A 24,406-nucleotide genomic window follows, 5' to 3' on the forward strand; every position below is an offset into this window, starting at 1 on the left:
CAGAAGATTATATTCCTAATTCGCCTTTACGTAGAGGTATAAATAAAGGCTATATAGATAAGTTTGGTAACGAATGGACAAAAGGGCCTTCCAGAACTCAAGGACAACCTTTTGAATGGGATGTCCAACTTTCATCACAAGGTAAAGCTCAACTAGGCTGGGCGAGTAGAGATGGTAAACACTTAAATGTTTCACTTGATGGGAAAATTACACATAAATGATAAATAAAATAGATTTTTTTCAAGAAGTTAAAATAGTATCTTCTAAAGGTCGCCCAGAATTCATTGGTAGGAATGGTGTTATTGTTGGAATAAGCGAAGAAGACGGTATACTTTATGGTTATGCTGCCAGAGTTGATGGCTACGAATATGTTGTATGTTTTGAGCCTGATGAACTTGAACCAACAGGAAAGAAATTTAAACGCGAAGATTTTTATTAAGATTAAGTGTAATAGCCTGATGTATTAAGGACTAGCCGGTCACTCAATTGCTATTGAGTGACCGCTATTATAGTGCCTATCTTCCTAATACAGATTCCCTATCACAAGATAGGGAACTCTTTAGCACTTACTCTCAATCTTGGTTATATAACGCCCTGCCCGCCAGGGAAAAAGGTGCCCTGATAGCCAAAGAAGCGGTAGAATCTGCCGGTATTGGTGGTGCTATTGGTAGTAAGGTTTCAATTGCTTCGATTGTTGGGAAACACCGAGGAAGCGCAATACCGGTACCGGAGCCAATAGTCGCTTCTAATGGGCTAACTTACAAATCAAATCCTAAACATACTCCCGGAGGGATGGAAATCGCAAAAATGCAGGAATAGAACCTAGAGACTCTCTAATTCTTTTTGAAAACTCTATACCAAGCTCAAAAAACTATAACAATAAAGAGGTTCGGTTCTCAGTAGATAAGAACGGTAACGTTCACCGATTCGAAGGAACTAACGGAGAATATCATTGGAATGGCAGCTCCGGAGATATTAACAATTCCTTAACAAGCAAACAGGTGCCAAGTGATATTCAGAAAAAACTAGGAGTGAAACTAAAGTGATTTATGGTGATCCATTTTACTTTTCTCTTCAATTTGACATTGTTGAGTCATGGAACTCTCCAGATAGCTTTTGGAAAAATGGAGTATTTTCTTTCTATTTAGAAGGAAATAGATTATTTGACATTGTTGATGTTTTCGAATTAAGGACAACAATTGGCTTTTACTCAAATATGAAAATAGATGAGTTGGCATGTAATGATATTCCCTTTGATCCTATTACTTTATACAAAAATGCAGAAAGTTATTTTACAGGAGAAGGAGAAGATCTTATTGATAGCTTGTTTGATATGACTTGTACTGCAATGGGGGATAATGGCTATTATATTTACTTTATGAAAACAAGCCAAAATGATCGCCTAATTTGGAGTGTTGATGATGGGAGTACAATAAAAGAGACTTTATTACCTGCCGGTACAGTTCATTCTGTAATTCAAAAAATGTCACAATGTCCGCTAACCAAAATATTTACTGGTGACTAGTAAGTCTAGATAAAACGCTAATCCCAGTCAGCTACGGCTGGGATTACTTTAACTTTATGTTAATATTTACTTATCAATCAAATAAGGATGAATATTTTCTATTTATCAGTCTGATGCAGAGTTAGGATTAAAGATTCCAACCATCTCAGCCCAGCCAATTTGTGACCACAGAAAACCAGAACGATTTAGGGCTGTTGTATAGGTGCACTTTTTGGAGAAGTTGACAGTAAATAAACTCAATTTACCCCGGCCAGAATTGGAGTTCTTTTTTATAAGTTTCAAATAATTATCTCAATCCTAATAACTGGGACAAGATTTCATATTTTTAATATGGTCTATTTTCTCTTTCTGCTTATTTTCTCTTTTTGGGCAATTAGTTAACTAAGGGTAAAAAAAACAGACATCCATTAATGCCAGATTTTTAAAAGGTACAGAGTGACTAAAAACGGCTTATTCCCTGTCATGTTTAATGTATTTATCAACAATGCTACCCTCCGCTTATTTTACATTTACCTAACCTGCCATAACCATTTAAAAGCACTAAAACAGAGATATTAAAGGTTTTATATAAAAGACGGATTTAACTATAAGTAAAACTTTTTAAAATGATTATTAATTATATTTAATTGAAGCTCATTAACCATTAAAAGAGAGTTAAAAAATCAGTGAGAAAAAGAATATTATCCGATAAAATATAAAATAGCATCTTTATACCATCAGACTATTTACAGGTTGATTTATGAAGATAAAACAAATGAGTATGACTTATGAAAACTACTAAAAATTGCCAGCAAAACAACGTCAGTAAAGATAAAAAATGGGTATGATTAAAGTTGGTTAAAAGTAAAACACAATATACTATGATGATTAAACTTAAGAAAAAACAGGTGTTAAAAGTAGTAAAAACAATGGTTAAAACCTGATTATACCGATTAAAACCCGAGGTTAAAAAAATGGCTTTTAATAACAACTTAAAATCTGCCCATCATAAAATTATCAGTGAAAGATGAGAAAAATAATTGGTTTTATTAATGCTTACATACCCCGGAAAAAAGGATAAATAAAAACATGAATGGTTTAATCAGACAATTTATTTTTCCAAAGGAACCGACTTTAATAATGTTTTCAACTGACAATAAACTTTGTCATAAACCAGTTAAATCATTGATCATAGAAAACTCTCAAATGAATGATTTAATAGAATACGAATCGGGTTACTTGCAGTGTTATTATGTAAAACCGTAAATACGTCAGATTAAACTTGTTTTACACTGCTTTAATCAGTCTTGTTCGTAAAAAAGTCTTATTTTCGCAAAGAGGAATTATTTTTCACCATTAATTTAAATCACATTCATAATTTAATTATTCAATAATATTTATAGGTTTCTATCTTGTTGTGATTTTTGAAAAAAATCATACTTGTTGTTTTTATTTGTATTTCCTAATAATACCTAATGAGATAAATATAAAATTGAAATTCTTAATCAGCACGCATTAAAAGGTAGTGATATATCACGTAAATACTCTCTATAACTAATGGAAAAAGTGGAAGATTAAATTGTATAATTCAAATATTGCATCCAATCGCTTTCTGTAAAGTGAATAAATACTTACCTAATTAATTCCCATAGGAATTATTTTTCTGGCATACCTGTTGTTGAAGTGCCTATATCCTTTACCAGAAAAAATCGAAGTTTTCGCTATGGCTAATCTGGTGATTAGCCAAGGGCAAGATTTTGACTATGAGCAATTTAGTGTCACAACCGGTAGTAATAGCGGTAGATACTTTGGAATTTGGTCAGATGGACAACTGATATATGAAACTATCCTAAATGTATAAACTTAAACTCAGGAGAATTCCCATGAGTAAAATGAAGACTTTTACTGAAACTTTAGCCGTATTACATCAGTATCATCATCTGGTTGGTATAGAGCGGCAGCCAAAGCAACTTAAGACCTCGGATTTTGACGGCAAAGTAGTATTTTCTAACGATCCGAAGACAGCGACTGTGCCCCCGGCATTCTTTACGGTACAAACCATACAAGAGTTGAAGGAACTCGGCGGTGTGCCTGACAGTCAGTATGGTCCTGGCAGAATGGAACCCCACCATCCGTTGCCCGAACCGTTTTCTGCTGAACGGCTGGCAAATGTCCCGGGTAATCATATTGACTTGTGCAAAGCTTTTCGGGCCTATATCTATAGTGATTCTGCTTTGGTCAAAGATTATGAAGAAATACTTAATGCTAAACGCTTCCCGATGAAGATTGCGCTATACAGTGGCGAAAGTATTACTGTTACCGCAGATAATCCAGTGATTGTTGAAGATAACGATGACTATGGTGAGCCGGTTACTTTGGTGTATGACCAGATAATCTTTGAGCAAGGAGGTCAAATTATTTACCGCACTAACGGTAGCATCGAAGCGAACTGTGTTATAGGACATGGAACTGATAGAAAGCAGGGCATTGTCAATAAAGGTACTGATGGAATCGATAATTCAGCGGGGGCACCAGGAAATAATGGGATTAATGGCAGCAATGGTAGTGCGGGTAAAGAGGGTAAAAACAGCTGCGCAGTTCAATCCACATCAGGTACAGATGGAACCAGCAGTTCTGCGGGAGTATCAGGGGGGAATGGCGGACGCGCTGGAGATGCAAATGACGTAACTGTTACGGTTCAATCTATTACAGGGTTAGTCAATGCGCTATCACTGGGTGGTCGTGGTGGAAACGGCGGAAATGGCGGAAATGGGGGGAACGGGGGGAATGGCGGAAATGGCGGAAATGGGAGTGATGCTAACAATAAAACAAGCAAGTGTCGTTCCGGATCTGGAGGAAACGGGGGGAATGGCGGAGATGGAGGGGATGGAGGAGATGGGGGTAAAGGTGGAGACAGTGGTAACATATATATTGGTTTCTCCGACGGTCAGCCAATAATTAATGCTCTGTCATATAGAGGTGATGGTGGGAAGGGGGGGAGTGGCGGAAAAGGCGGGAACGGCGGAGAAGGTGGAGTAAATAATAGCGGATTCGAGAACAATGGCCAACCAGGCGCATCGGGTCAAGATGGCTCTGAGGGAAAACCAGGAGATGAAGGTATATCTGGTAAGATAATTATCAACGGCCAGCCAAAGTGAATCCTGAGTGGTGCAGGAATGAGATAAGTCTGATTTTGCGCGCCATATTCTTTATATGGCGCACTGAATTTGTAGTATAAAATTATTGGAAAAAAGTTACTTCAACCAGCCTTTCTTTTGAGCAGATTCTAATTGTGGCAGCAGATATTGCCAGAATTCAGGATAGACATCGGCAATAAATTGATTGCGATTCAGCACCTGCTCAAGACGAATATCGTTTTCCACCCAGCTTTGGCCCTTATTATGCAGATTCATCAGAATCGGCATTAATCTATCCAGCGTAATAGCAAAACGGGCATCCTGACTTTCTCCTGCTTCGTATTCTTGCCAAAGTGACATAAAGTGATTTTTTTGAGTTTCGGGTAGCAAGCCAAAAAGACGGTTAGCGGCTTTAACTTCCTGATCGTGAATGGCTTCACGGGCAGCTAAATCATAAACCATCACATCACCAGCATCGATTTCAACGATATCGTGAATCAATGCCATCTGGATAACCCGCTGAATATCGACTTCTTTCACATACGGCGCAAAACTCATCGCAGCGATAGCAAAATGCCAGCTATGTTCTGCTGAATTTTCCTGACGGTGGTTATCCAATAACTTAGTGCGTCGCTGAACTCTTTTCAGTTTATCCAGCTCCATCAAAAAACCGATCACATCCGTAAAAGGGCCAAAATCAACGGCAGGCACTGCTAACGACATACAAACCTCATAAACTATTTTTCTTCAACAAGGGAATAAGGCAGTGGCTGAATGGCCAGTGAATGTTCTTCATCGCCACGGACTCGGAACACGCTATGACTTTCCATATCATTATTCATGACGACCTGCACCCAAATACTATTGTCATTCAATCTAACAGCAGTTAAAACGGTACCCGTTCTCCGCCATTTATCTCCCAGTTGCCATTCCAGATCATCACCAGCCGCCGGCATTTTGGCAGCACTACCCACCAGCCAGTACATTGCGCGTTTATTTGCGCCGCGATATTTAGCACGAGCCACCATTTCCTGACCGGTATAACAACCTTTTTTAAAACAGATACCCCCCACGAATGCCTGGAGGTTAGTTGCCTGTGGAATAAACTGCGCGCTGTTGGCGGTATCAATGACCGGGAAACCGGCTTCAATATCCAGCGCCAACCACTGTTCGCTGCTATTAAGTTGGGCTTGAAGTTTTTCTATTAGCTGTTCAACAGTGGCAGTGTCTGTAACCAGAAGGAACCGCTCAGACGGCAAGGCAAAATGGAGCAAAGTAGTGGCTTCATGTTGAACTACAGCATTATCCGCACCCGGCAGTGCAGGGAAAATGTTGCTTAGAGCTTCACGGCAGCCTTTACCTGCGACACCTAGCAGTACCGCATTTTCATCCTGAACTAGTGTAACTTTAGCGAATATTGCATATTTTTTCAGCTCCTTAAGCTGGTTTTCCAGCACACTGCGGCGTTCAATATAAGCAAGGCTTTCACCACGATGAAAGAGACGCAGATTGCTCCACATTTTGCCTTTTGCGTCACAATGTGCACTGAGCACATGTTGATTCGCTGCAAGAGCAGAAATATCTGCTGTCACCTGACCTTGCAGATATTTTTCGGCATCCGGTCCGGTTGCGGTTACCAGACCCCAGTCATCCAGAGAGATTAACGTCAGGGGAAGAGTTGATGAAGACAATGGAGATTGTGAAGAAAACGGAGTTTTATAAGTCATGACACATCCTGCCAGTCAGATATTTGAGCCAATGATGCATAATGGTAAAAGAGCTGAAGCACAATGCAAGTAGTTATTATTGCTATTAGCTGGCATGATGCATGAGTTTGCCGGGCGATTTAATGGCTGATGGTTTTAAGATAAACAATGAGAATTAAAAAGGGGATTTTTTGAACATGGATATTGATAATAAAGCACGTATACATTGGGCATGTCGGCGTGGAATGCGTGAGTTGGATATTTCAATTATGCCGTTTTTTAAGCATGAATATGACTCACTGAGTGATGATGATAAACAACTTTTTATTCGCTTACTTGAATGCGCTGATCCTGATCTGTTCAACTGGTTGATGAATCATGGACGTCCGGAAGATGAGGCGCTATTCCGCATGATTAAACTTATTCAGAATAGAAATAAAGCTCGTGGTCCTGTGGAAATGTGATCTCAGGGTATCCTGGAATACCCAGCTTATTTCCACCTGCATTCATGGTGCAATAGCGCTTATCGTATTGTTGGCTCCGTGGCCGGCGGATGACTCCATTTTCTGGCTTCCTTTGGTACTGTTGATTATTGCCAGTTGGGGACGTAGTCAGAAAAATATCCGTAAATTACAAGGGCCTTTGGTTCTGCTCAATAATAATAAGTTGCAATGGAAAAAACATGAATGGCAAATTATCCGGCAGCCGTGGATGTGCCGCTATGGCGTGCTAATCACTGCGCAATCTGGTTATAACCGGAAAAAAATCCGTTTATGGATAACATCTGATAGCATGCCACAGGATGAGTGGAGGAGTATCAACCAACTATTATTGCAATATCCTGATACCTGATTGAGCTGAAATTGCCCTGATTAAAGTAAAGGTTCCATTTCTTGCAGGATTTGCATACACCATTGTGATAAACGATCATCAGTTTGCTCAAATTGGTTTACGTCATCCAGAGCCAGCCCGACAAATTGTGAACCATTATCAGTTAATGGCTTCGGGCTGGTAAATTCATAACCTTCTGTGGGCCAAAAGCCAATGAAATGTACACCAGAAGGAAGTAAATGGTGATATAGCATACCAAGAGCATCAAGGAACCATTCGCCGTAATCAATTTGATCACCCATACCGTACATGGCGACGATTTTTCCCTGTAAATTAAGAGAAGGAAGTTGATCCCAGATAACCAGCCAATCTTCCTGCAATTCGCCAAAATCCCATGTTGGGATGCCGAGAATCAGCACCGAATACGTTTCCATTAATTCCGGTGTTGCCTCTTTAATGTCGTGGAGATCAACCAAATCTTCGCCGAGGATATCGCGGATTTTCTCTGCTACCATTTCGGTGTAGCAGGTGCTGGAGCCGTAAAAAAGACCAATCTTCATCATTAATCATTATGGTTTTTGAATATCTGGAGGGCATTGTAACAGAATAATTGCTTTTTCAGGCATAATAGCCAGCAGAGATGTGCAGATTTAAGGGAAGAGTTTCGTGTCAAAACAACAAACTCAGTTGACAGATCCACTGATAGAACAATTTCTTGATGCTATTTGGCTGGAACATGATCTGGCGGAAAATACATTGGTTTCTTACCGGTTGGATTTACAGGCGCTGGATAATTGGTTGATACATCATGGTCATGATTTATTATCTGTCCAGGCGATTGATTTGCAGTCTTTTCTGGCAGAACGGGTGGATGGAGGGTATAAAGCCAGTAGCTCAGCACGTTTATTGAGCGCCATGCGTCAGTTGTTTCTCTATTTTTACCGGGAAAAAATGCGGGAAGATGATCCGACAGCGCTTTTATCTGCACCGAAATTACCCAAGCGGTTGCCGAAAGATTTAAGTGAAAAGCAGGTAGAAAATTTGCTTAATGCACCTTGCACAGATCAGCCTGTGGAGTTAAGGGATAAGGCGATGCTTGAAGTGCTTTATGCTTGTGGCTTGCGGGTATCTGAGCTAGTGGGGTTAACACTGTCTGATGTCAGTTTGCGCCAAGGCGCGGTGAGAGTCATCGGTAAAGGGAATAAAGAACGATTGGTACCTTTAGGAGAAGAGGCTGTTTACTGGCTAGAGAATTACCTAGAGTATGGGAGAGCTGGGTTGTTGAATGGTGCAACACTGGATGTGCTTTTTCCCAGCAACCGGGGGCGGCAAATGACCCGCCAGACTTTTTGGCATCGCATTAAACACTATGCTGTATTGGCCGGGATTGATACTGAACGGTTATCTCCTCATGTTTTGCGCCATGCATTTGCAACGCATTTGCTTAATCATGGTGCTGATTTACGGGTTGTGCAGATGTTGCTGGGACATAGCGATCTATCCACAACACAAATATATACACATGTCGCAACCGAGCGGCTTAGATTGTTACATCAACAACATCATCCGCGTGGGTGAGCATGGATTTAAAGGAACTGAAAATGAAAAAAAGCGTGTTATGTTTCCCTCTTTTGCTGGCCTTTTTAAGTGGAAATGCGTTTGCTGATGATGGTGAAGTTCATAGGACGATGCAAAAGCTGGGGATCAAAGCAGAAAATATCCAGCCATCACCGATTGCGGGCTTAAATACGATAGTGACCGAGCAAGGTATCATTTATCTGTCTGATGACGGCAAATATTTATTACAAGGGCCGATTTACGACGTCAGTGGCAGCACTCCGGTGAATGTCAGTAATCAATTGTTGATGAAAAAGCTGGAGGCGATGAAAGACCAAATGATTGTTTACAAAGCGCCGAAAGAGAAGCATGTTGTGACTGTTTTCACTGATATTACCTGTGGTTACTGCCATAAATTGCATGGAGAGATGAAAGAGTACAATAAACTTGGCATTACTGTTCGCTATCTGGCATTCCCACGTCAGGGGATGCAGCATCAGTCCGCTAAAGATATGCAATCTATCTGGTGCAGTGCAACACCACAAAAGTCACTGGATGCTGCGTTTAAAAATGAGAGCATTTCGCCAATCAAGGATTGTAAGGTGGATATCGCTAACCATTATAAATTGGGAGTCCAGTTTGGTGTACAGGGAACACCGGCAATTATTCTTAAAGATGGCAGCCTGTTAGGTGGATATATGCCGCCGGAAGCGCTGGCAAAAGCATTAGATCAGCGTGGTAAATAAGTTTAGTGAATATTGAAACACAACTCCGCCGCCGCCCGGCGGTGGATGATAGTCATCTTCCACCACAGATTCATCCATTATTGCGCCGTTTATATGCCATCCGTGGCATCCAGCAAGCTAATGAATTGGAACGCAGTGTTCAGGGATTACTGAATTACCAGCATCTGAGTGGTGTGGAACAGGCGGTAACACTATTGTTGACCGCACTTCATGAACACTGGCGCATTGTTATTGTCGGTGATTTTGATGCTGATGGTGCAACCAGTACGGCACTGGCGATCCGCTCGCTATGGGCGATGGGCTACCGTAATCTTGATTATCTGGTGCCAAATCGTTTCGAAGATGGTTATGGTTTAAGCCCACAGGTGGTAGAAGAGGTTGTCAAAAAAGGCGCTGACTTGATTATTACGGTGGATAACGGTATCTCTTCCCATGAAGGCGTTGTGGCTGCACATCAGCATCATATGAAAGTGATTGTGACTGACCATCACCTGCCGGGTGAAATTCTGCCCGCCGCAGAGGCCATTATTAACCCCAATTTGTCCGATTGTTCCTTCCCGTCTAAATCATTGGCGGGGGTTGGCGTCACCTTTTATCTGATGTCTGCTCTAAGAGCTGCGCTGAGAAAAGAACAATGGTTTGAAAAACAGGGAATGGCGCTGCCGAATCTGGCAGAAATGCTGGATCTGGTTGCATTGGGCACTGTTGCTGATGTTGTCCCTTTGGATACCAATAACCGGATTCTGGTTTATCAGGGATTAAACCGTATTCGCGCAGGGCGCTGCTGTGCGGGGATCCGCGCATTACTGGAAGTTTCTAAACGTGATGCTTATAAGCTGGCCGCCAGCGATTTGGGTTTCTTTCTTGGACCAAGGTTGAATGCCGCCGGCCGTTTGGATGATATGTCCATTGGCGTCGCTTTATTGCTCACTGACGATATGGCAAAGGCCCGTCAGATAGCTTGCGAACTGGACAGCCTTAACCACACCCGTCGTGAAATAGAGCAGGGAATGCAGCAGGAAGCATTACAAATCTGCGACAAACTTGAACGTACCCGCACTGAATTGCCTTATGGTCTGGCGCTCTATCATCCTGAATGGCATCAGGGGGTGGTGGGAATTTTGGCTTCCCGAATTAAAGAACGTTTTCATCGGCCTGTTATCGCCTTTGCACCGGCAGGTAATGGCATTTTGAAAGGTTCAGGCCGTTCAGTTCAGGGACTGCATATGCGTGATGCCCTTGAACGACTTGATACGTTAAATCCGGGGCTGATACTGAAATTTGGTGGTCATGCAATGGCTGCCGGCCTGTCACTTGAACAGGATAAATTTGAACAATTCCAGCATCACTTTTCCACGCTGATGGCGGACTGGCTGGATATTTCGCAACTTGAAGGTGTCATCTGGAGTGATGGCGAGTTGGCAATGAATGAACTGTCATTGGACGTTGCTGAAATATTGCGTGATGGCGGCCCTTGGGGGCAAGCTTTCCCGGAACCGGTTTTTGACGGTAAATTCAGGTTGCTGCAACAACGCATTGTGGGAGAACGTCATTTAAAAGTGATGGTAGAACCATTAAATGGTGGGCCGATGCTGGATGGTATCGCGTTCAATATCGATCCTGCTCGTTGGCCGGACAACAGCGTCCGTGAAGTAGAACTTGCCTATAAACTGGATGTTAATGAATTCCGGGGCAACCGTAATGTACAACTTTTGATCCAGCATCTTTGGCCCTATTAAAAAATAGTCACGTATTCTCGTTTGAATACGTGACAAATCTATTGAAATGCTATAAACCCTTTGCCAAATCCGTTACAATGCGCGGTTCGAAAAATATCCCATTTATCTACGACTACACAACGTAAGACACTAAAATATGTTTGAAATTAATCCGGTAAAAAACCACATTCAGGACATGTCTGAACGGACAATGGTTCTGAGGGGGTATCTTTGACTACGATGCCAAGAAAGAACGTTTAGAAGAAGTTAACGCCGAACTGGAACAGCCTGGTGTCTGGAGTGAGCCGGAGCGGGCACAGGCTTTGGGTAAGGAACGCTCCTCACTGGAAGAGATTGTTGAGACTATCGTTCAGCTTGAACAAGGTTTGGAAGATGTACAAGGCTTGTTAGAACTGGCGGTAGAAGCTGACGATGAAGAGACGTTTAATGAAGCTGTAGCAGAACTGGAACAGCTTGAAGGCAAACTGGGCCAGTTAGAATTTCGCCGTATGTTCTCTGGTGAGTATGACAGTGCTAACTGCTACCTTGATTTACAGGCAGGTTCTGGTGGTACCGAAGCGCAGGATTGGGCAAGTATGCTGATGCGTATGTACCTGCGCTGGGCTGAATCCAAAGGTTTTAAAACTGAGATCATCGAAGAATCCGATGGTGAAGTTGCCGGCCTGAAATCAGCAACCATCAAGATCATGGGCGATTATGCTTATGGTTGGCTGCGTACTGAAACCGGAGTTCACCGTTTGGTACGTAAAAGCCCATTTGATTCCGGTGGTCGTCGCCACACTTCATTCAGTTCTGCATTCATCTATCCTGAAGTGGATGATGATATTGATATTGAAATCAACCCGGCAGACTTACGTATCGACGTGTATCGCGCATCAGGCGCGGGTGGTCAGCACGTTAACAAAACCGAATCTGCGGTGCGTATTACCCATATTCCAACCAACATTGTGACTCAGTGTCAGAATGATCGCTCTCAGCATAAAAACAAAGACCAAGCCATGAAACAGTTGAAAGCAAAGCTGTATGAGCTGGAAATGCAGAAGAAAAATGCTGATAAACAGGTTATGGAAGAGAATAAATCGGATATCGGCTGGGGCAGCCAAATCCGCTCTTATGTTCTGGATGACTCACGGATCAAAGACTTGCGCACAGGCGTTGAAACCCGCAATACACAATCTGTGCTGGATGGTGATCTGGACAAATTCATTGAAGCAAGCCTTAAAGCTGGCTTATGAGGAACTAATATGTCACAACAACAACAGGGGGCAGAACAGGCTCCCGATTTAAATAATGAACTGCAAACCCGCCGCGAGAAACTGGCGGCTTTACGGGAGAAAGGGATGACTTTCCCGAATGATTTCCGTCGTGAAAACATTTCAGGAGATTTGCACGCGCAATACGACGACAAAACTCAGGAAGAGTTAGAAGCACTGAATATTGAAGTGACGGTTGGTGGTCGTATGATGACCCGTCGTATCATGGGGAAGGCTTCTTTCGTAACACTACAAGATATGGGCGGTCGTATTCAGTTATACGTTGCCCGTGACGATCTGCCGGAAGGTATTTATAACGAACAGTTTAAAAAATGGGACCTGGGAGACATTCTGGGCGCTCGCGGCAAACTGTTTAAAACCAAAACCGGCGAACTTTCCATTCACTGTACTGAACTGCGTCTGCTGACAAAAGCGCTGCGCCCATTGCCGGATAAATTCCACGGGCTGGCTGATCAAGAAACCCGTTACCGCCAGCGTTATCTGGATCTGATCGCTAACGAAGAATCGCGCAAAACTTTCCAAATCCGCTCTCAGGTTTTATCCGTCCTGCGCAGCTTTATGGTGAATAAAGGCTTTATGGAAGTCGAAACACCAATGATGCAGGTGATCCCGGGTGGTGCGTCGGCCCGTCCGTTTATCACTCACCACAATGCGCTGGATATTGACATGTACCTGCGTATTGCGCCGGAACTTTACCTGAAACGTCTGGTTGTCGGTGGTTTTGAACGTGTATTTGAAATTAACCGTAACTTCCGTAACGAAGGCGTCTCTCCGCGTCATAACCCTGAGTTCACCATGATGGAACTCTATATGGCTTACGCGGATTACCAAGATCTGATTGTTTTGATCGAAGAGCTGTTCCGTACCCTGACTGAGAATGTTTTGGGTAGCACGCTGGTTAAATATGGCGAGCAGGAATTTGATTTTGGTAAACCATTTGCCCAAATGACCATGAAAGAAGCGATTTGCAAATATCGTCCTGAAACCAACATGACGGATTTGGATGATATGGATAAAGCAGTGGCTATCGCTGAATCACTTGGTATTGAAGTGGAAAAAAGTTGGGGCCTTGGTCGCGTTCAGTGTGAAATCTTCGAAGAAACGGCTGAAAGCCACCTGATTCAACCAACATTTATCACGGAATATCCGGCAGAAGTTTCTCCTTTGGCTCGTCGTAACGATGAAAATCCGTTTATCACCGACCGTTTTGAATTCTTCATTGGTGGACGTGAGATTGGTAACGGCTTCTCAGAATTGAACGACGCTGAAGATCAGGCAGAACGCTTTGCTGAACAGGTTCGTCAGAAAGACGAAGGTGATGACGAAGCCATGTTCTACGATGAAGATTATGTCACGGCTCTGGAACACGGTATGCCACCAACCGCAGGTTTGGGTATTGGTATTGACCGTATGGTCATGCTGTTGACTAACAGCCATACCATCCGTGACGTTATTCTGTTCCCGGCAATGCGCCCACAGAAATAACCGCTTTAATTAAGTTTCAAATTTCAACTCCCCTGTAGCATAACTGCCAGGGGAGTTTTTATTTTCAACTGCCTGAAATATAGGCAATTTAAACAGGTAATGGCTTGCTGGTGTCTATAGAGTTGCTATAATAAAATGTATTATATCCTATCCAAGTGCGGGCGTAGCTCAATAGCAGAGCAGGGGCTTCCCAAGCCTACGACCTGAGAGTTGTGAAGGTAGCTAACTTTCTCATTACCTTTAATAAATAAAAAATGAGAAAAATAGCATGGAAATAGGTAGTTCCAATAATTGATTCTACTCTCTGCGGTGAAAGCTGTATAAATAATTGCCCAGCAGAATTTATCTGTCGTTGGATCAGATGTCTAACCATCTATAACCTAGTACTACAACCGAACTTCACTTTCTTCAACGGAAGAAATACTCATAGGAAAGCTTAATTCATGTGGTTTTTCAGAGTTGAGAGAATCAGAATAAATGCAGATTTTTGGTTATCATGAAGTAGATGATTACACTTAAAGTATAAGGAAAACGACTGCTTATATTAAAATAAATGTAGAAAAATTACTGATTTTTATTGGATTGCAAGATGGTTATGTGAATCAACCTATTGATTTTATTAAGAGAAATTAAGATGAATAGTAAGGGAAAACTAATAGAGTTAGTAAAAAAATATAAACAAGACAAACAGTATTATCAGTCAAAGAAATATAACGAAACACAACTCAGAACAGATTTCCTTGATCCGTTTTTTACAATACTTGGATGGGATATCAATAACTCTTCGGGCAAAATAACAAATGAAAGAGAGGTACTTGTCGAAGAAGGATTAAAAGGTAAGGCAGGAGAAAACACAAAAAAACCAGACTATACATTCAGACTTTTCTCCGAAAGAAAATTTTTTGTTGAAGCTAAAAAGCCAAGCGTTGACATTTTTAAAGACCCGGAGCCTGCAAAGCAAGTCAGGAGATACGGATTTACTGCAAAGTTAAAGATTTCTGTTTTATCTAACTTTGAATATACTGTAATTTATGACTGTTCAACACCAGTAAAAGAATATGAGCAAGCATCTAATTCGCGGGTGAAATGTTATCACTATACTGAATTAGTGGATAATTTTGATGAAATCAAGTCCCTAATTGGTCGAGAAAGTGTTTATTCTGGACAATTTGACAATGAATGGTCAGAGATCGAAAATAATATTTCTAAGTTCAGTATCGATGACTTATTCCTGAAACAAATAAACGATTGGCGTTTATTGTTAGCAGAAGAGTTTCTTTGTATCAAGAAAGAATTAAATGAAGAAAAATTAAATGATTTAATTCAAAAATATATCAACAGTATTGTTTTCTTACGAGTATGTGAAGATCGTGATCTTGAAGACTATGAGACACTTTATCATTATGCAGAGAAAAAAGATTATAAGTCACTTGTATCTAAGCTCCACGATGCTGATAAGAAATACAATTCTGGTTTATTTGCGCTTGAACATATAGATGAATTAATCAATAATAAAGAATCATCTATTTGGACTATCATTAAACAGCTTTATTTTCCACAAAGCACATACTCTTTTTCCGTCTTTTCGTCAGATATTTTAGGTAATATCTATGAGGTCTTTTTTGGGGAAAAGGTTCGTATTTTAGAGGATGGAAGTGTAGATGTACAGCTAAAAGAAGAGCATATTGATCGTGATGTAGTCACTACTCCCAACCATATCGTTAAAGACATTATCAGAAACACAGTTATTGAATACTGTGGAGGAAAATCAGATTATGAAATATTAAGCTCTAAGTTTGCTGATATTGCTTGTGGTTCTGGTGCATTTATTCTTGAAGTTTTCCAAACGCTTCAAGATATTCTGATTGACTACTATTTGGTTCATGATAGGTCTAAGCTGAGACAACTCACTGAGCATACATTCACGTTAAAGTTGTCTATTAAAAAAGAAATCCTTCGTAAATGTATTTATGGTGTAGATAAAGACTATAACGCAGTTAAGGCGTGTTCATTTGGTCTTTTATTAAAACTATTAGAAGGAGAATCAAAAGAAACGATAGGAACGGAAAAACCTATCCTACCTGATTTAGACCGGAATATTCTTTTCGGCAATAGTTTAATCGATCAAATGGACGCAATAAAACCACAAGATATTGTTTCTGTAAATCCATTCAATATCAACGAATTTGAGTTTGATGTCATTGTTGGTAATCCCCCATATATGGCAACTGAACATATGAATCAGATTACGCCTACTGAACTGGCTATATATAAGAAAAAATATAAATCAGCATTTAAACAATTTGACAAATACTTTCTATTTGTTGAGCGATCAATGCAATTATTAAAAGATGGTGGTTATTTAGGTTATATACTACCTTCTAAGTTTACTAAGGTTGGTGCTGGTAAAAACCTAAGAAAGTTACTTTCAGATAATAAATACTTGTGTAAGTTAATCTCGTTTGGGTCTAATCAAGTATTTAAGAACAAGACTACTTACACTTGTTTATTATTCCTAAAAAAATCAAAGCAAGAAGAGTTTTCTTTCTATGAAGTAAGTGACTTTAAAAAATGGCTCACACGAGAAAATAAAACACTATTATTAAGTACTTATGAAGTTGATAAATTAAACTCTGACACATGGGTTCTGGAAAAGGAAACCAATGAGATTTTAGAACGTATGTTTAAGTGTTCTGAAACGCTGGGTGATATATTAGGAAAAAACTCAATTGCTAATGGTATTCAAACCAGCGCAAATAACTATTATATACACAAGGAAATTAAGTCAGAAAATGGATTTATTTATTTTGAGTTTCATGGTAAAGAATATAAAGTTGAAAAGGAATTAACTAGACCTTATTTTGAGACTGATCGTTCTGATCATTTTTATACTTACAAAGATGTCGAACCAAACTCTTTTGTTCTTTATCCATACAATAAAGTTGAGAGTAAAGTTAAGTTTATCGAATATGACAATTTAAAGAACCATTATCCCTGTATGTTCAATTTCCTTCATGTTGTAAAAGATAAACTTGATGATGGTAAACGCTCAATCAAACCTGATCCGGCAACACCTAATGAGTGGTATAGATACGGTCGAAGTCAAGCATTAGAGAACTGCGACGTAGCTCAGAAATTGATTGTTGGTGTATTATCAAATGGTTATAAATATTCAATCGATAATCAAAAGACTTTCGTTTCTTCTGGTGGCACAGCTGGTTATAGCATTATCAACGTGCCAGAAGAGTGTAACTATTCTATTTATTATATCCAGGCGGTCTTGTCATCTCGCTACTTGGAGTGGTTTGCTTCAATTTACGGTGAAATTTTTCGTGGTGGTTTTGTTGCTCGTGGAACAAAAGTTCAAACCAGAATGCCAATCCCAACTATTGACTTTGCTGATCATGTTCAAATTTCAAAACATGACAAAATCGCTAATCAGCAAAAAGAAATGAATGGCCTATATAGTGAAATTTTAAAATCAGGTGTTCGTAAGAAAATTGTATTAGAACGCCAACTTGAAGTTAAACAAGCAGAAATGGATAACATGATTAAGGAGCTTTTCAACTTAGGAGACTTGGACAGAAAAATTCCTTCAGTAGAAGACTTATATAAATCTTTATAGAGTCAAAGGGCCCTGTACATGATTTTGTGTAATTGCCAAAATTTACTTGTCTCTGTTGTCAGGAGAAACCTGCCAAAAACAGTCAATAAACTACAGGTGCTCAAAGCAGCTCATTTTATCTTTACAGTGAGCTGCTTTATTATTGGTAGTTACTTTCTAAGTCGACGATCTCTTAGTTTTCGCCAAATTGACATTAGTGTTTCATTATTTTGTCTAGAAAAACCTAATTTGGTTAATATGGTTTCACCTTGCATTCTGATGACTTCTTCAATATTACCTTCTTTGATTTTCTTGTTTATCTCTATGATATCGTGCTCAAAGCTTTCGATTATAGGTATATACAGCTTTTCAATCTCAGAAGGAACCAGTTCTAATACACCGCCTCCATAATAACGCCCTTCTAATTCAGCAGTAATCGCCGTCAGAGGGTTTAGGAAGCTACATACTAAATTTTCAGTAGTAGTGAATGTCGAAGTAACTCGGTAAGCAGTATCTGTTGTGTATGCGCCTACATCATTTAGGATGAGTCTTGGGGCTTCATGACAACGCTTTAACATACCAATCTCAGTACTATACACCGATGGAACTTTATACCAAGGCCGGCGAATACGGCATTTGTAACGCTCGTGATATTTTTCGGTTTCACCAAGTTCGATATACTCTTGAATACTGCTCGATAACGTTTCAAACTCATTTTCTATGTACAAGAAATTTGTAGGTAAGCCTTGTCCTTGGTTTTCTTCATGCTGTGCTTTGTCATACAAAATACCAGGGCAATGCTGACTTCTACCAAACATAGGATGAGAGTATTCAGATAATCCATAACGATTAACAGTGTTGTTATCCACTAAAAAGAACTTGTTAGCTCCCGTCACAATCCCAACATCAACCTTTGCAATTTCATTAAACTGATGAACAGATTTATGTTTTATCAATGAATTAATAAGCGATAGTTCATTTGGTTCTAACGTTGCTTTTGTCCACTTCCCTGCGACTGTTTCACCATTGATGCCAATGGTATTGTCAAATAACACATTCGGGTCATCTTGCAAAAAGTCAAAACCATTGACACTAATAATCCCTACCCCTTTGGATAGTTGTTCAGGAACTTCTTTCTTCTCTGTGAGAATTATTACTGCTCCTTGAAGAGTATCTTCAAACCAAATCTCTTTCGGGTCGATAATTACAATCTTTGAACAAGTCTTACCCATAAAGTTACGCAGTGACTGAGCGTGCATCACATGAATGATTTCAGAGGGTATAACCATACCCATACGACCACCATTTTTAAGCAATGCTAATGATGCAAAAAGGAATGGAACCCAAGCGTTAGTATGTTTTGTAAACTTCTGCTCTAACTGATTAAAAATAAGTTCGGCTTGCTCCTGAAAGCCTTTTTCTAAGAATTGGTATCGAATAAAAGGAGGGTTACCAAGAACACCATCAAAAAGAGATTCACCAGCTCGGATTTGTTCATTAGCCCAACCCAAAAAATCTCCTTCTGTTACAAAAGAATTCTTGAAGTTAAGATTTTTGCAACGTTCTGATGCTTTTTTTGCTTCGGTATCAATGAGTTCAAAACAAGATAAATTGATGTTCTTGTCACAGTTATTGTTACTAAGTGATTGAACGAAAACACCATCACCACAACTAGGCTCTAATACATGATCTGGGTTTTTACTTAGAACCCACTTAGTAACGTAATCAGCTAAGTTTTGCGGTGTATAGTAGCCACCTCTTAACTTCTGGATGGTTTGATCTGCTTTAAACTTCATTATCTACCTTTGAAAAGCTTTTAATTAGTTCGGGTTTTTTTTCATCAATATGCTTTTGTGCTTTATCGACAAACCAGTTTTTAAGTGTTTGTTGTTCCATTGCTAACACTGAATAAAGCGTTTTTTTTAGTTCGGGATCTACTTCTAGAACGATCCTACCTGATACACCTTTAGCCACTAGTCAAACCACCTAATGAAATTTATATGATTTAAGTTACTAATATAACATACATTACATCATTATTATAGAATCAATCGGAAGCTTAGATTGCATATTAATGATTTCTCACGCCAGGTTTTGTAAGTAACGTTCAAGCTGGTGTTTCTATCGTCGATAAGAGGTTAGAACCACCAGCATAGCCCTTGATAGTATGGGTCAAATAGCATCTGCGAATGCAGGGATTTTAGTGTTAGTCACTTTCTTTCCATCCTGCGATCCCGATGTTATCAACTCTTGTTCACGCATTACTTTTGTCTCGTAATAATCTTTCGCTACAGCAGTTTCGACGAAATCTACATCGTTGCCGGCAAATTCTGTCACAGCAGCTTTGATCTCATTCAGGCTTGCATTGAAAAACTCTTTACGGCGGTTAACAGCGTTAACGCGGTGACTATCAAAGCGATCATGCAACGCTTTTTCTAAGGTAGGAGCATCCTCAGAACGAATCATGGCGTGGATATCAAATAAGAACGGCACTGAAGCACTACCCAGCTCATCAATACGGTCTTGTGGATCTAAGCGGCGAGTCATGCCTATTTTATAAACATCCTCACCAAAAGAACCTATGTTAGATATGATATATACGTGGCCTCGGCGAGTTTGTTGTGCCATTGAGAGTGCCCTTTGGCTTTTTTCTTCGGCCTCTTTAATTTCAGCCTCCAATTTAGAAATTTGCTCTTCGTATTTGGCTCGCTGTTCAGCGCTGGCTTTAGCCAGATCTTTACGTGCTTTGTCGAGAGCTCGTTCGTATCGTTCTTCCTCCGCCTCTGCTTCCCGAATCGCACGTTCGATCTCCATTTGAACCCGCTTTTCTTCAGCCATCTGAGCACGTAATTCACGTTGCTCTTCTTTTTCTTGCTGTTTTTTGTCACGGAACTCATGTGTCAGGCGAAGTTCTTCAAGTTTGAGAGCCAAATAGTTACGGCTGATATGGACCTGATTGGTTTCGTTCAGCTTATTAATAGCATCAAACGCTTTACGTATGCGCTCCTCCATTGCTGTGGCATTTTTCCAGGTACAGTTGGCAATCGCGGCGTCACATTCATTGTTAAAGGCTCGGGCGGTAATATTTATTGCGCGGGTAGCGAGTTTCTTGCCTTCTGCTCGTGAACCGCCAACAGTCCATTCGGTTGAACAGTAAATTGCATTGGCAATGCCCTTATCTTTCAAGATCCTTTTTTGTTTTTCTCGGTTACGGAGAATTTTTTCTTTAAATTTTTCACTTGCATTGAAGTCAAAATGGGGTTGATAAAAGCCCAGTTCAGCCAGTTCAAAATCTTCATTGTAGATAGCTAGCTGACGCACCAAGCCATCATAGATTTCTTTCTTGCTGCGATAACTATCACGAAGTGACTGAATATCAGCCTCAATTTCAGATTTGGTGTGTTCAGCTTTAAATGCATCATCATTGATCTTGGTGAGCCGTTGAGCTGCGTCAAATTCAATGCGGTTTTTCTCATCTTCAGTATCGGAAATGAGCTTTTTGCACTCCGCATCAACATCAAAATAGTCACTAAAGCGGATTTTATATTCTTCAATAATGGCATCTTTTGCGGACAGTCTTTGTCTTGCCGTTTTTAATTTCCTGGCAAAGAATATAAGCGTAAAGATTGATACGAGTGCGATGAAAATCGCGATGTAAAATGACATTGGGGACATGCTTCGTTAGCTCCGTAATTAAATGAATTGACTATCCCAACTGTAATGATGATAGGTGTTTCGTTACTTTGCTATGAGTAAGGCGTCTTAAACAACTCGGTTCCCTGATGCTATTCAAACCATGAGATTTGCTTTGACCAACCGACTCAATAGACAACAGTCAGGTATGGTAGAAGCATATTATAAATAGCGTTTTGATAAAAACGTTGAGTTCTCGTTTCATATCGCCGTTATTTTATAAGTAAGTAAATAGAAGCGAACAACGTTGCTCCCATGTCGAAAAAGTAGCTTTACCTGATAACTGCATTCAATCGATTCCCTTTCCCTTATTCCCTGTCATCTCTTGTTTCAACCGTCGCCACAACGTAGTACGGCTAATCCCCAAATATTCTGCCGCTGCCTGACGATTGCCAGAAAACCGTTCCATAGTTTCATGGGCTGAGAGTGGCGCAACAAGTGAAGATTGCTCAGTTAACAAGGGCTTTATACTTTTTTCGGTCAGTCTGAGAGCAGGTTGGCGCTCCGGTGAAAGAGCCAATATCAATTCAGGTGTCAATGCATGCTCAGTATGGGCGCTGAGGTATAACGCGATTCGTTCCATGAGATTACGTAATTCCCGGACATTACCGGGCCAATGATAGGCTTGCAATGCCTCCTGACAGGTAGAAAGTTCTTGTACTCTTGACTGTGATACCGGCAAATTCAATGCGGCAAATGCCCGTCGCAGATATTCCAGCGCTAATATACCAATATCGTTGCCCCTTTCTCTGAGAGCGGGAATATTGATCCGTAATACACTCAGACGATAGAATAGATCGGTCCGAAAACGCCTTTCCTGAACCCAGGTATCCAAATCGCCATGTGTGGCGCAAATGATCCGAACATCAACAGCAATGGGGCGGTGCCCTCCAACCCTGACAACGGATTTTTCTTCCAGTACCCTTAATAGCCGTGTTTGAAGAAGCAGGGGCATTTCACCAATTTCATCCAGAAATAGTGTGCCCCTATGAGCGGCTTCAAAAAGACCGGCTCGCCCTCCACGCCGTGAACCCGTGAACGCCCCTTCTTCATAACCAAATAATTCAGCTTCCAGCAGAGATTCCGCAATGGCACCACAGTTAACAGCAACAAATGGATGCTGATGTTTACCGGCAACTTGACCATGCCGGAGAGCATATTCATGGTGAATGGCTTGTGCCACCAGTTCCTTCCCTGTACCGCTTTCCCCTTGTATCAGGACAGTAGCCGGCGAACGAGCATATAGCATGACGGTGTTGCGAACATGTTCCATCACAGCAGAATCCCCCCGGATATCATTGAGAGTGTGGCGGGTACGCAAAGTTTGCTCTGTTGGATAGACAGAAATTGAAGCCTGATTGAGCTTGGTCATTCTGGCAATATCCAGTGCATCATGGAATGCCCGGCGAATAGAATCTGCGGAATAGACAAAAACACCGACAAGATCAGCTTCATCAGCAAGATCGGTAATCAGCCCGGCACCAACAATGACTTTGATACCGATGGCTTTTAATGCATTGATCTGGGCCCGCGCATCTTCTTCTGTTACGTAGCTGCGTTGTTCAATACGCAAGTTGAACCGTTGCTGAAATTCTTCCAGAGCAGGCAATGTATTTTGATAGGTGATTACGCCAATGCGAGAGCTGATTTGTCGTGCACGGGCTAATGCCAGCATAAAATCAAACCCGCTAGCGTTGGCAATGATAACAGGCACTGATAAACGACTTTTTAGATAGGCCCCATTAGAACCGGCACAGAGCACGGCATCACAACGTTCGGTTGTTAGCCGTTTACGAATATGCTGAACCGCATTTTCAAAACCAAGTTGGATGGGTGTGATATCTGCCTGATGGTCGAACTCCGGTGTGATATCTCGGAATAGATCAAAAAGACGGGAAATGGACACCGTCCAAATGATCGGTTTGTCACTGCTATCACGTTCTACTGATTGTGTTTCTGCCATCCCGTTTCCCCACCACGATAATTCAATGTTTCGTAATTGTTTTAATTATGTTTCATGAAACATAATTGATTCATTATGAAACAAAGACGCTGCTGTATCAATGATGCTTTTCTACAGGGTAGTCAATTTTTTAAACTTTGTTTTTTAATTTAAAAACAATACCTTGATATAGAATCTGTCTTGTTTTTTAGATCTATTAGTCATTTTTTACTTTATTGGCATACACATTGCTTGTTAACAAATACATTTCATTATAATAACAATGAGGTTATGTATGCCGCTTTCCTCTGCCGGTTTAGCATTTCGTCAGGCTATAGAAACTGAATCGCCATTACAGGTTGTTGGCACCATCAATGCGAACCATGCGCTGTTAGCGCAACAAGCGGGTTATAAAGCCATTTATCTTTCTGGTGGCGGGGTATCGGCGGGGTCATTGGGTATGCCTGATCTGGGAATTTCAACGCTGGACGATGTGTTGATCGATATCCGCCGTATTACGGACGTATGTGACTTGCCATTGCTGGTGGATGCCGACATCGGTTTTGGTTCTTCTGCCTTTAATGTGGCTCGCACCGTGCGTTCAATGATTAAAGCTGGCGCTGCCGGGATGCATATTGAGGATCAAGTCGGTGCGAAGCGCTGCGGTCATCGTCCGAATAAAGAGATTGTGTCTAAAGAGGAGATGGTTGATCGCATCAAGTCCGCAGTCGATGCCCGTACTGATGAGAATTTCGTCATTATGGCCCGTACTGATGCGTTGGCGGTTGAAGGTTTGGAAGCGGCGCTTGACAGGGCCAAAGCCTATATCGAAGCCGGTGCGGATATGTTATTTCCTGAAGCGATCACTGAATTGCACATGTATAAAACTTTTGCGTCAATAACCAGGGTTCCCGTGTTGGCTAACATCACTGAATTTGGGGCGACTCCACTTTTCACGACCGAAGAGTTGAAAAGGGTGAATGTCTCTATCGCGCTTTACCCGCTTTCTGCCTTTCGGGCAATGAATAAGGCAGCCCAGCAGGTTTACACCACTCTTCGTCATGAAGGGACACAGAAGAATGTAATAAATATGATGCAGACTCGCAACGAGTTATACGAAAGCATCAATTACTACGATTTTGAACAAAAACTGGATGCGCTTTTCTCCCAGAAAAAATCTCAATAACG

Annotated in this window: 21 protein-coding genes; 14 read left to right on the top strand and 7 right to left on the bottom strand. The window is 40.9% G+C overall.

Going from position 1 to position 24,406, the window contains the following annotated elements; translation table 11 throughout:
* From ACGF7G_RS12435 to ACGF7G_RS12455, 5 genes are all read left to right on the top strand, one after another.
* Positions 1–221: polymorphic toxin type 17 domain-containing protein (locus tag ACGF7G_RS12435; RefSeq protein ID WP_387465852.1), on the top strand; the 221-nt coding region annotated here is incomplete at its 5' end.
* Positions 218–439 (top strand): Imm31 family immunity protein, encoded by a 222-nt coding sequence (locus ACGF7G_RS12440; protein ID WP_133814853.1) that lies wholly within the window; start codon positions 218–220, stop codon positions 437–439. The genes ACGF7G_RS12435 and ACGF7G_RS12440, both read left to right, overlap by 4 nt.
* A gap of 53 nt (positions 440–492) precedes the next feature.
* Positions 493–819: a hypothetical protein gene (locus ACGF7G_RS12445; protein ID WP_387465854.1), complete on the top strand. Its 327-nt coding sequence runs from the start codon at positions 493–495 to the stop codon at positions 817–819.
* A 223-nt stretch (positions 820–1,042) separates the two neighbouring features.
* On the top strand, positions 1,043–1,525 hold the full coding sequence (locus ACGF7G_RS12450) for an immunity 42 family protein (protein WP_133815195.1): 483 nt from the start codon (positions 1,043–1,045) through the stop codon (positions 1,523–1,525).
* A 1,862-nt stretch (positions 1,526–3,387) separates the two neighbouring features.
* A complete protein-coding gene (locus ACGF7G_RS12455; RefSeq protein ID WP_387465856.1) occupies positions 3,388–4,662 on the top strand; it encodes a hypothetical protein in 1,275 nt (424 codons plus the stop codon).
* Positions 4,663–4,758: 96 nt separating this feature from the next.
* On the opposite strand, the gene ACGF7G_RS12460 is transcribed toward ACGF7G_RS12455, so the two are convergent.
* Positions 4,759–5,364, bottom strand: coding sequence for an HD domain-containing protein (locus tag ACGF7G_RS12460; RefSeq protein ID WP_133815193.1), 606 nt, complete (start codon positions 5,362–5,364; stop codon positions 4,759–4,761).
* Between the two features lie 14 nt (positions 5,365–5,378).
* Positions 5,379–6,368, bottom strand: coding sequence for a tRNA-modifying protein YgfZ (ygfZ, locus tag ACGF7G_RS12465; RefSeq protein ID WP_133815192.1), 990 nt, complete (start codon positions 6,366–6,368; stop codon positions 5,379–5,381).
* A gap of 176 nt (positions 6,369–6,544) precedes the next feature.
* Between ygfZ and sdhE the strand changes: the two genes are divergently transcribed.
* A complete protein-coding gene (gene sdhE, locus ACGF7G_RS12470; protein WP_133815191.1) occupies positions 6,545–6,811 on the top strand; it encodes an FAD assembly factor SdhE in 267 nt (88 codons plus the stop codon).
* Positions 6,792–7,199 carry a protein YgfX gene (locus ACGF7G_RS12475; protein ID WP_133815190.1) on the top strand — a complete coding sequence of 136 codons (408 nt, stop codon included), beginning with the start codon at positions 6,792–6,794 and terminating at the stop codon, positions 7,197–7,199. Before sdhE ends, ACGF7G_RS12475 begins: the two co-directional genes overlap by 20 nt.
* A 20-nt stretch (positions 7,200–7,219) precedes the next feature.
* Here ACGF7G_RS12475 and fldB read toward each other — a convergent pair whose 3' ends face one another.
* Entirely contained in the window at positions 7,220–7,738 is a 519-nt protein-coding gene (gene fldB, locus ACGF7G_RS12480; RefSeq protein WP_133815386.1) for a flavodoxin FldB, read from the bottom strand.
* A gap of 106 nt (positions 7,739–7,844) precedes the next feature.
* On the opposite strand from fldB, the gene xerD reads away from it, so the two are divergent.
* The 6 genes from xerD to ACGF7G_RS12510 all read left to right on the top strand — a co-directional run bounded on the left by xerD (position 7,845) and on the right by ACGF7G_RS12510 (position 17,604).
* The gene (gene xerD / locus ACGF7G_RS12485; protein WP_339959302.1) at positions 7,845–8,756 is read left to right on the top strand and encodes a site-specific tyrosine recombinase XerD; all 912 of its coding nucleotides are present in this window, start codon (positions 7,845–7,847) and stop codon (positions 8,754–8,756) included.
* A gap of 23 nt (positions 8,757–8,779) precedes the next feature.
* Entirely contained in the window at positions 8,780–9,481 is a 702-nt protein-coding gene (dsbC, locus tag ACGF7G_RS12490; protein ID WP_133815189.1) for a bifunctional protein-disulfide isomerase/oxidoreductase DsbC, read from the top strand.
* Between the two features lie 5 nt (positions 9,482–9,486).
* Positions 9,487–11,220: a single-stranded-DNA-specific exonuclease RecJ gene (gene recJ, locus ACGF7G_RS12495; RefSeq protein WP_133815188.1), complete on the top strand. Its 1,734-nt coding sequence runs from the start codon at positions 9,487–9,489 to the stop codon at positions 11,218–11,220.
* Positions 11,221–11,356: 136 nt separating this feature from the next.
* A protein-coding gene (gene prfB / locus ACGF7G_RS12500; RefSeq protein ID WP_133815187.1) for a peptide chain release factor 2 occupies positions 11,357–12,455 on the top strand; the annotation gives its coding sequence in 2 pieces (ribosomal slippage) (positions 11,357–11,431 and positions 11,433–12,455; 1,098 coding nt in all).
* A 9-nt stretch (positions 12,456–12,464) separates the two neighbouring features.
* A complete protein-coding gene (gene lysS / locus ACGF7G_RS12505; protein WP_133815186.1) occupies positions 12,465–13,979 on the top strand; it encodes a lysine--tRNA ligase in 1,515 nt (504 codons plus the stop codon).
* A 634-nt stretch (positions 13,980–14,613) separates the two neighbouring features.
* Positions 14,614–17,604: an Eco57I restriction-modification methylase domain-containing protein gene (locus tag ACGF7G_RS12510; protein ID WP_387465861.1), complete on the top strand. Its 2,991-nt coding sequence runs from the start codon at positions 14,614–14,616 to the stop codon at positions 17,602–17,604.
* Positions 17,605–17,753: 149 nt separating this feature from the next.
* Here the strand turns inward: ACGF7G_RS12510 and ACGF7G_RS12515 are convergent, their stop codons facing one another.
* From ACGF7G_RS12515 to prpR, 4 genes are all read right to left on the bottom strand, one after another.
* Entirely contained in the window at positions 17,754–19,379 is a 1,626-nt protein-coding gene (locus ACGF7G_RS12515) for a class I SAM-dependent methyltransferase (RefSeq protein WP_133815184.1), read from the bottom strand.
* Positions 19,369–19,557 (bottom strand): hypothetical protein, encoded by a 189-nt coding sequence (locus ACGF7G_RS12520; RefSeq protein WP_387465863.1) that lies wholly within the window; start codon positions 19,555–19,557, stop codon positions 19,369–19,371. The genes ACGF7G_RS12515 and ACGF7G_RS12520 overlap by 11 nt, the downstream gene beginning before the upstream one ends.
* A gap of 198 nt (positions 19,558–19,755) precedes the next feature.
* Complete coding sequence (locus ACGF7G_RS12525) at positions 19,756–21,258, bottom strand: DUF4041 domain-containing protein (RefSeq protein WP_387465865.1); 1,503 nt, start codon at positions 21,256–21,258, stop codon at positions 19,756–19,758.
* 307 nt (positions 21,259–21,565) lie between these two features.
* Entirely contained in the window at positions 21,566–23,239 is a 1,674-nt protein-coding gene (gene prpR / locus ACGF7G_RS12530; RefSeq protein ID WP_387465866.1) for a propionate catabolism operon regulatory protein PrpR, read from the bottom strand.
* 274 nt (positions 23,240–23,513) lie between these two features.
* On the opposite strand from prpR, the gene prpB reads away from it, so the two are divergent.
* Positions 23,514–24,404: a methylisocitrate lyase gene (gene prpB / locus ACGF7G_RS12535; RefSeq protein ID WP_387465868.1), complete on the top strand. Its 891-nt coding sequence runs from the start codon at positions 23,514–23,516 to the stop codon at positions 24,402–24,404.
* Positions 24,405–24,406: the final 2 nt, after the last annotated feature.

It is taken from the genome of Photorhabdus sp. RM323S, assembly GCF_042879375.1.
In the GTDB taxonomy this organism is placed as follows: Bacteria; Pseudomonadota; Gammaproteobacteria; order Enterobacterales; family Enterobacteriaceae; genus Photorhabdus; species Photorhabdus tasmaniensis.

Bases quoted from the DNA above. Each gene is read 5' to 3' on its own strand.
- ACGF7G_RS12440 (WP_133814853.1), top strand. From the start codon at position 218: ATGATAAATAAAATAGATTTTTTTCAAGAAGTTAAAATAGTATCTTCT.
- ACGF7G_RS12455 (WP_387465856.1), top strand. From the start codon at position 3,388: ATGAGTAAAATGAAGACTTTTACTGAAACTTTAGCCGTATTACATCAG.
- ACGF7G_RS12460 (WP_133815193.1), bottom strand. From the start codon at position 5,364: ATGTCGTTAGCAGTGCCTGCCGTTGATTTTGGCCCTTTTACGGATGTG.
- ygfZ (WP_133815192.1), bottom strand. From the start codon at position 6,368: ATGACTTATAAAACTCCGTTTTCTTCACAATCTCCATTGTCTTCATCA.
- sdhE (WP_133815191.1), top strand. From the start codon at position 6,545: ATGGATATTGATAATAAAGCACGTATACATTGGGCATGTCGGCGTGGA.
- fldB (WP_133815386.1), bottom strand. From the start codon at position 7,738: ATGAAGATTGGTCTTTTTTACGGCTCCAGCACCTGCTACACCGAAATG.
- dsbC (WP_133815189.1), top strand. From the start codon at position 8,780: ATGAAAAAAAGCGTGTTATGTTTCCCTCTTTTGCTGGCCTTTTTAAGT.
- lysS (WP_133815186.1), top strand. From the start codon at position 12,465: ATGTCACAACAACAACAGGGGGCAGAACAGGCTCCCGATTTAAATAAT.
- ACGF7G_RS12510 (WP_387465861.1), top strand. From the start codon at position 14,614: ATGAATAGTAAGGGAAAACTAATAGAGTTAGTAAAAAAATATAAACAA.
- ACGF7G_RS12515 (WP_133815184.1), bottom strand. From the start codon at position 19,379: ATGAAGTTTAAAGCAGATCAAACCATCCAGAAGTTAAGAGGTGGCTAC.
- ACGF7G_RS12525 (WP_387465865.1), bottom strand. From the start codon at position 21,258: ATGTCCCCAATGTCATTTTACATCGCGATTTTCATCGCACTCGTATCA.
- prpR (WP_387465866.1), bottom strand. From the start codon at position 23,239: ATGGCAGAAACACAATCAGTAGAACGTGATAGCAGTGACAAACCGATC.
- prpB (WP_387465868.1), top strand. From the start codon at position 23,514: ATGCCGCTTTCCTCTGCCGGTTTAGCATTTCGTCAGGCTATAGAAACT.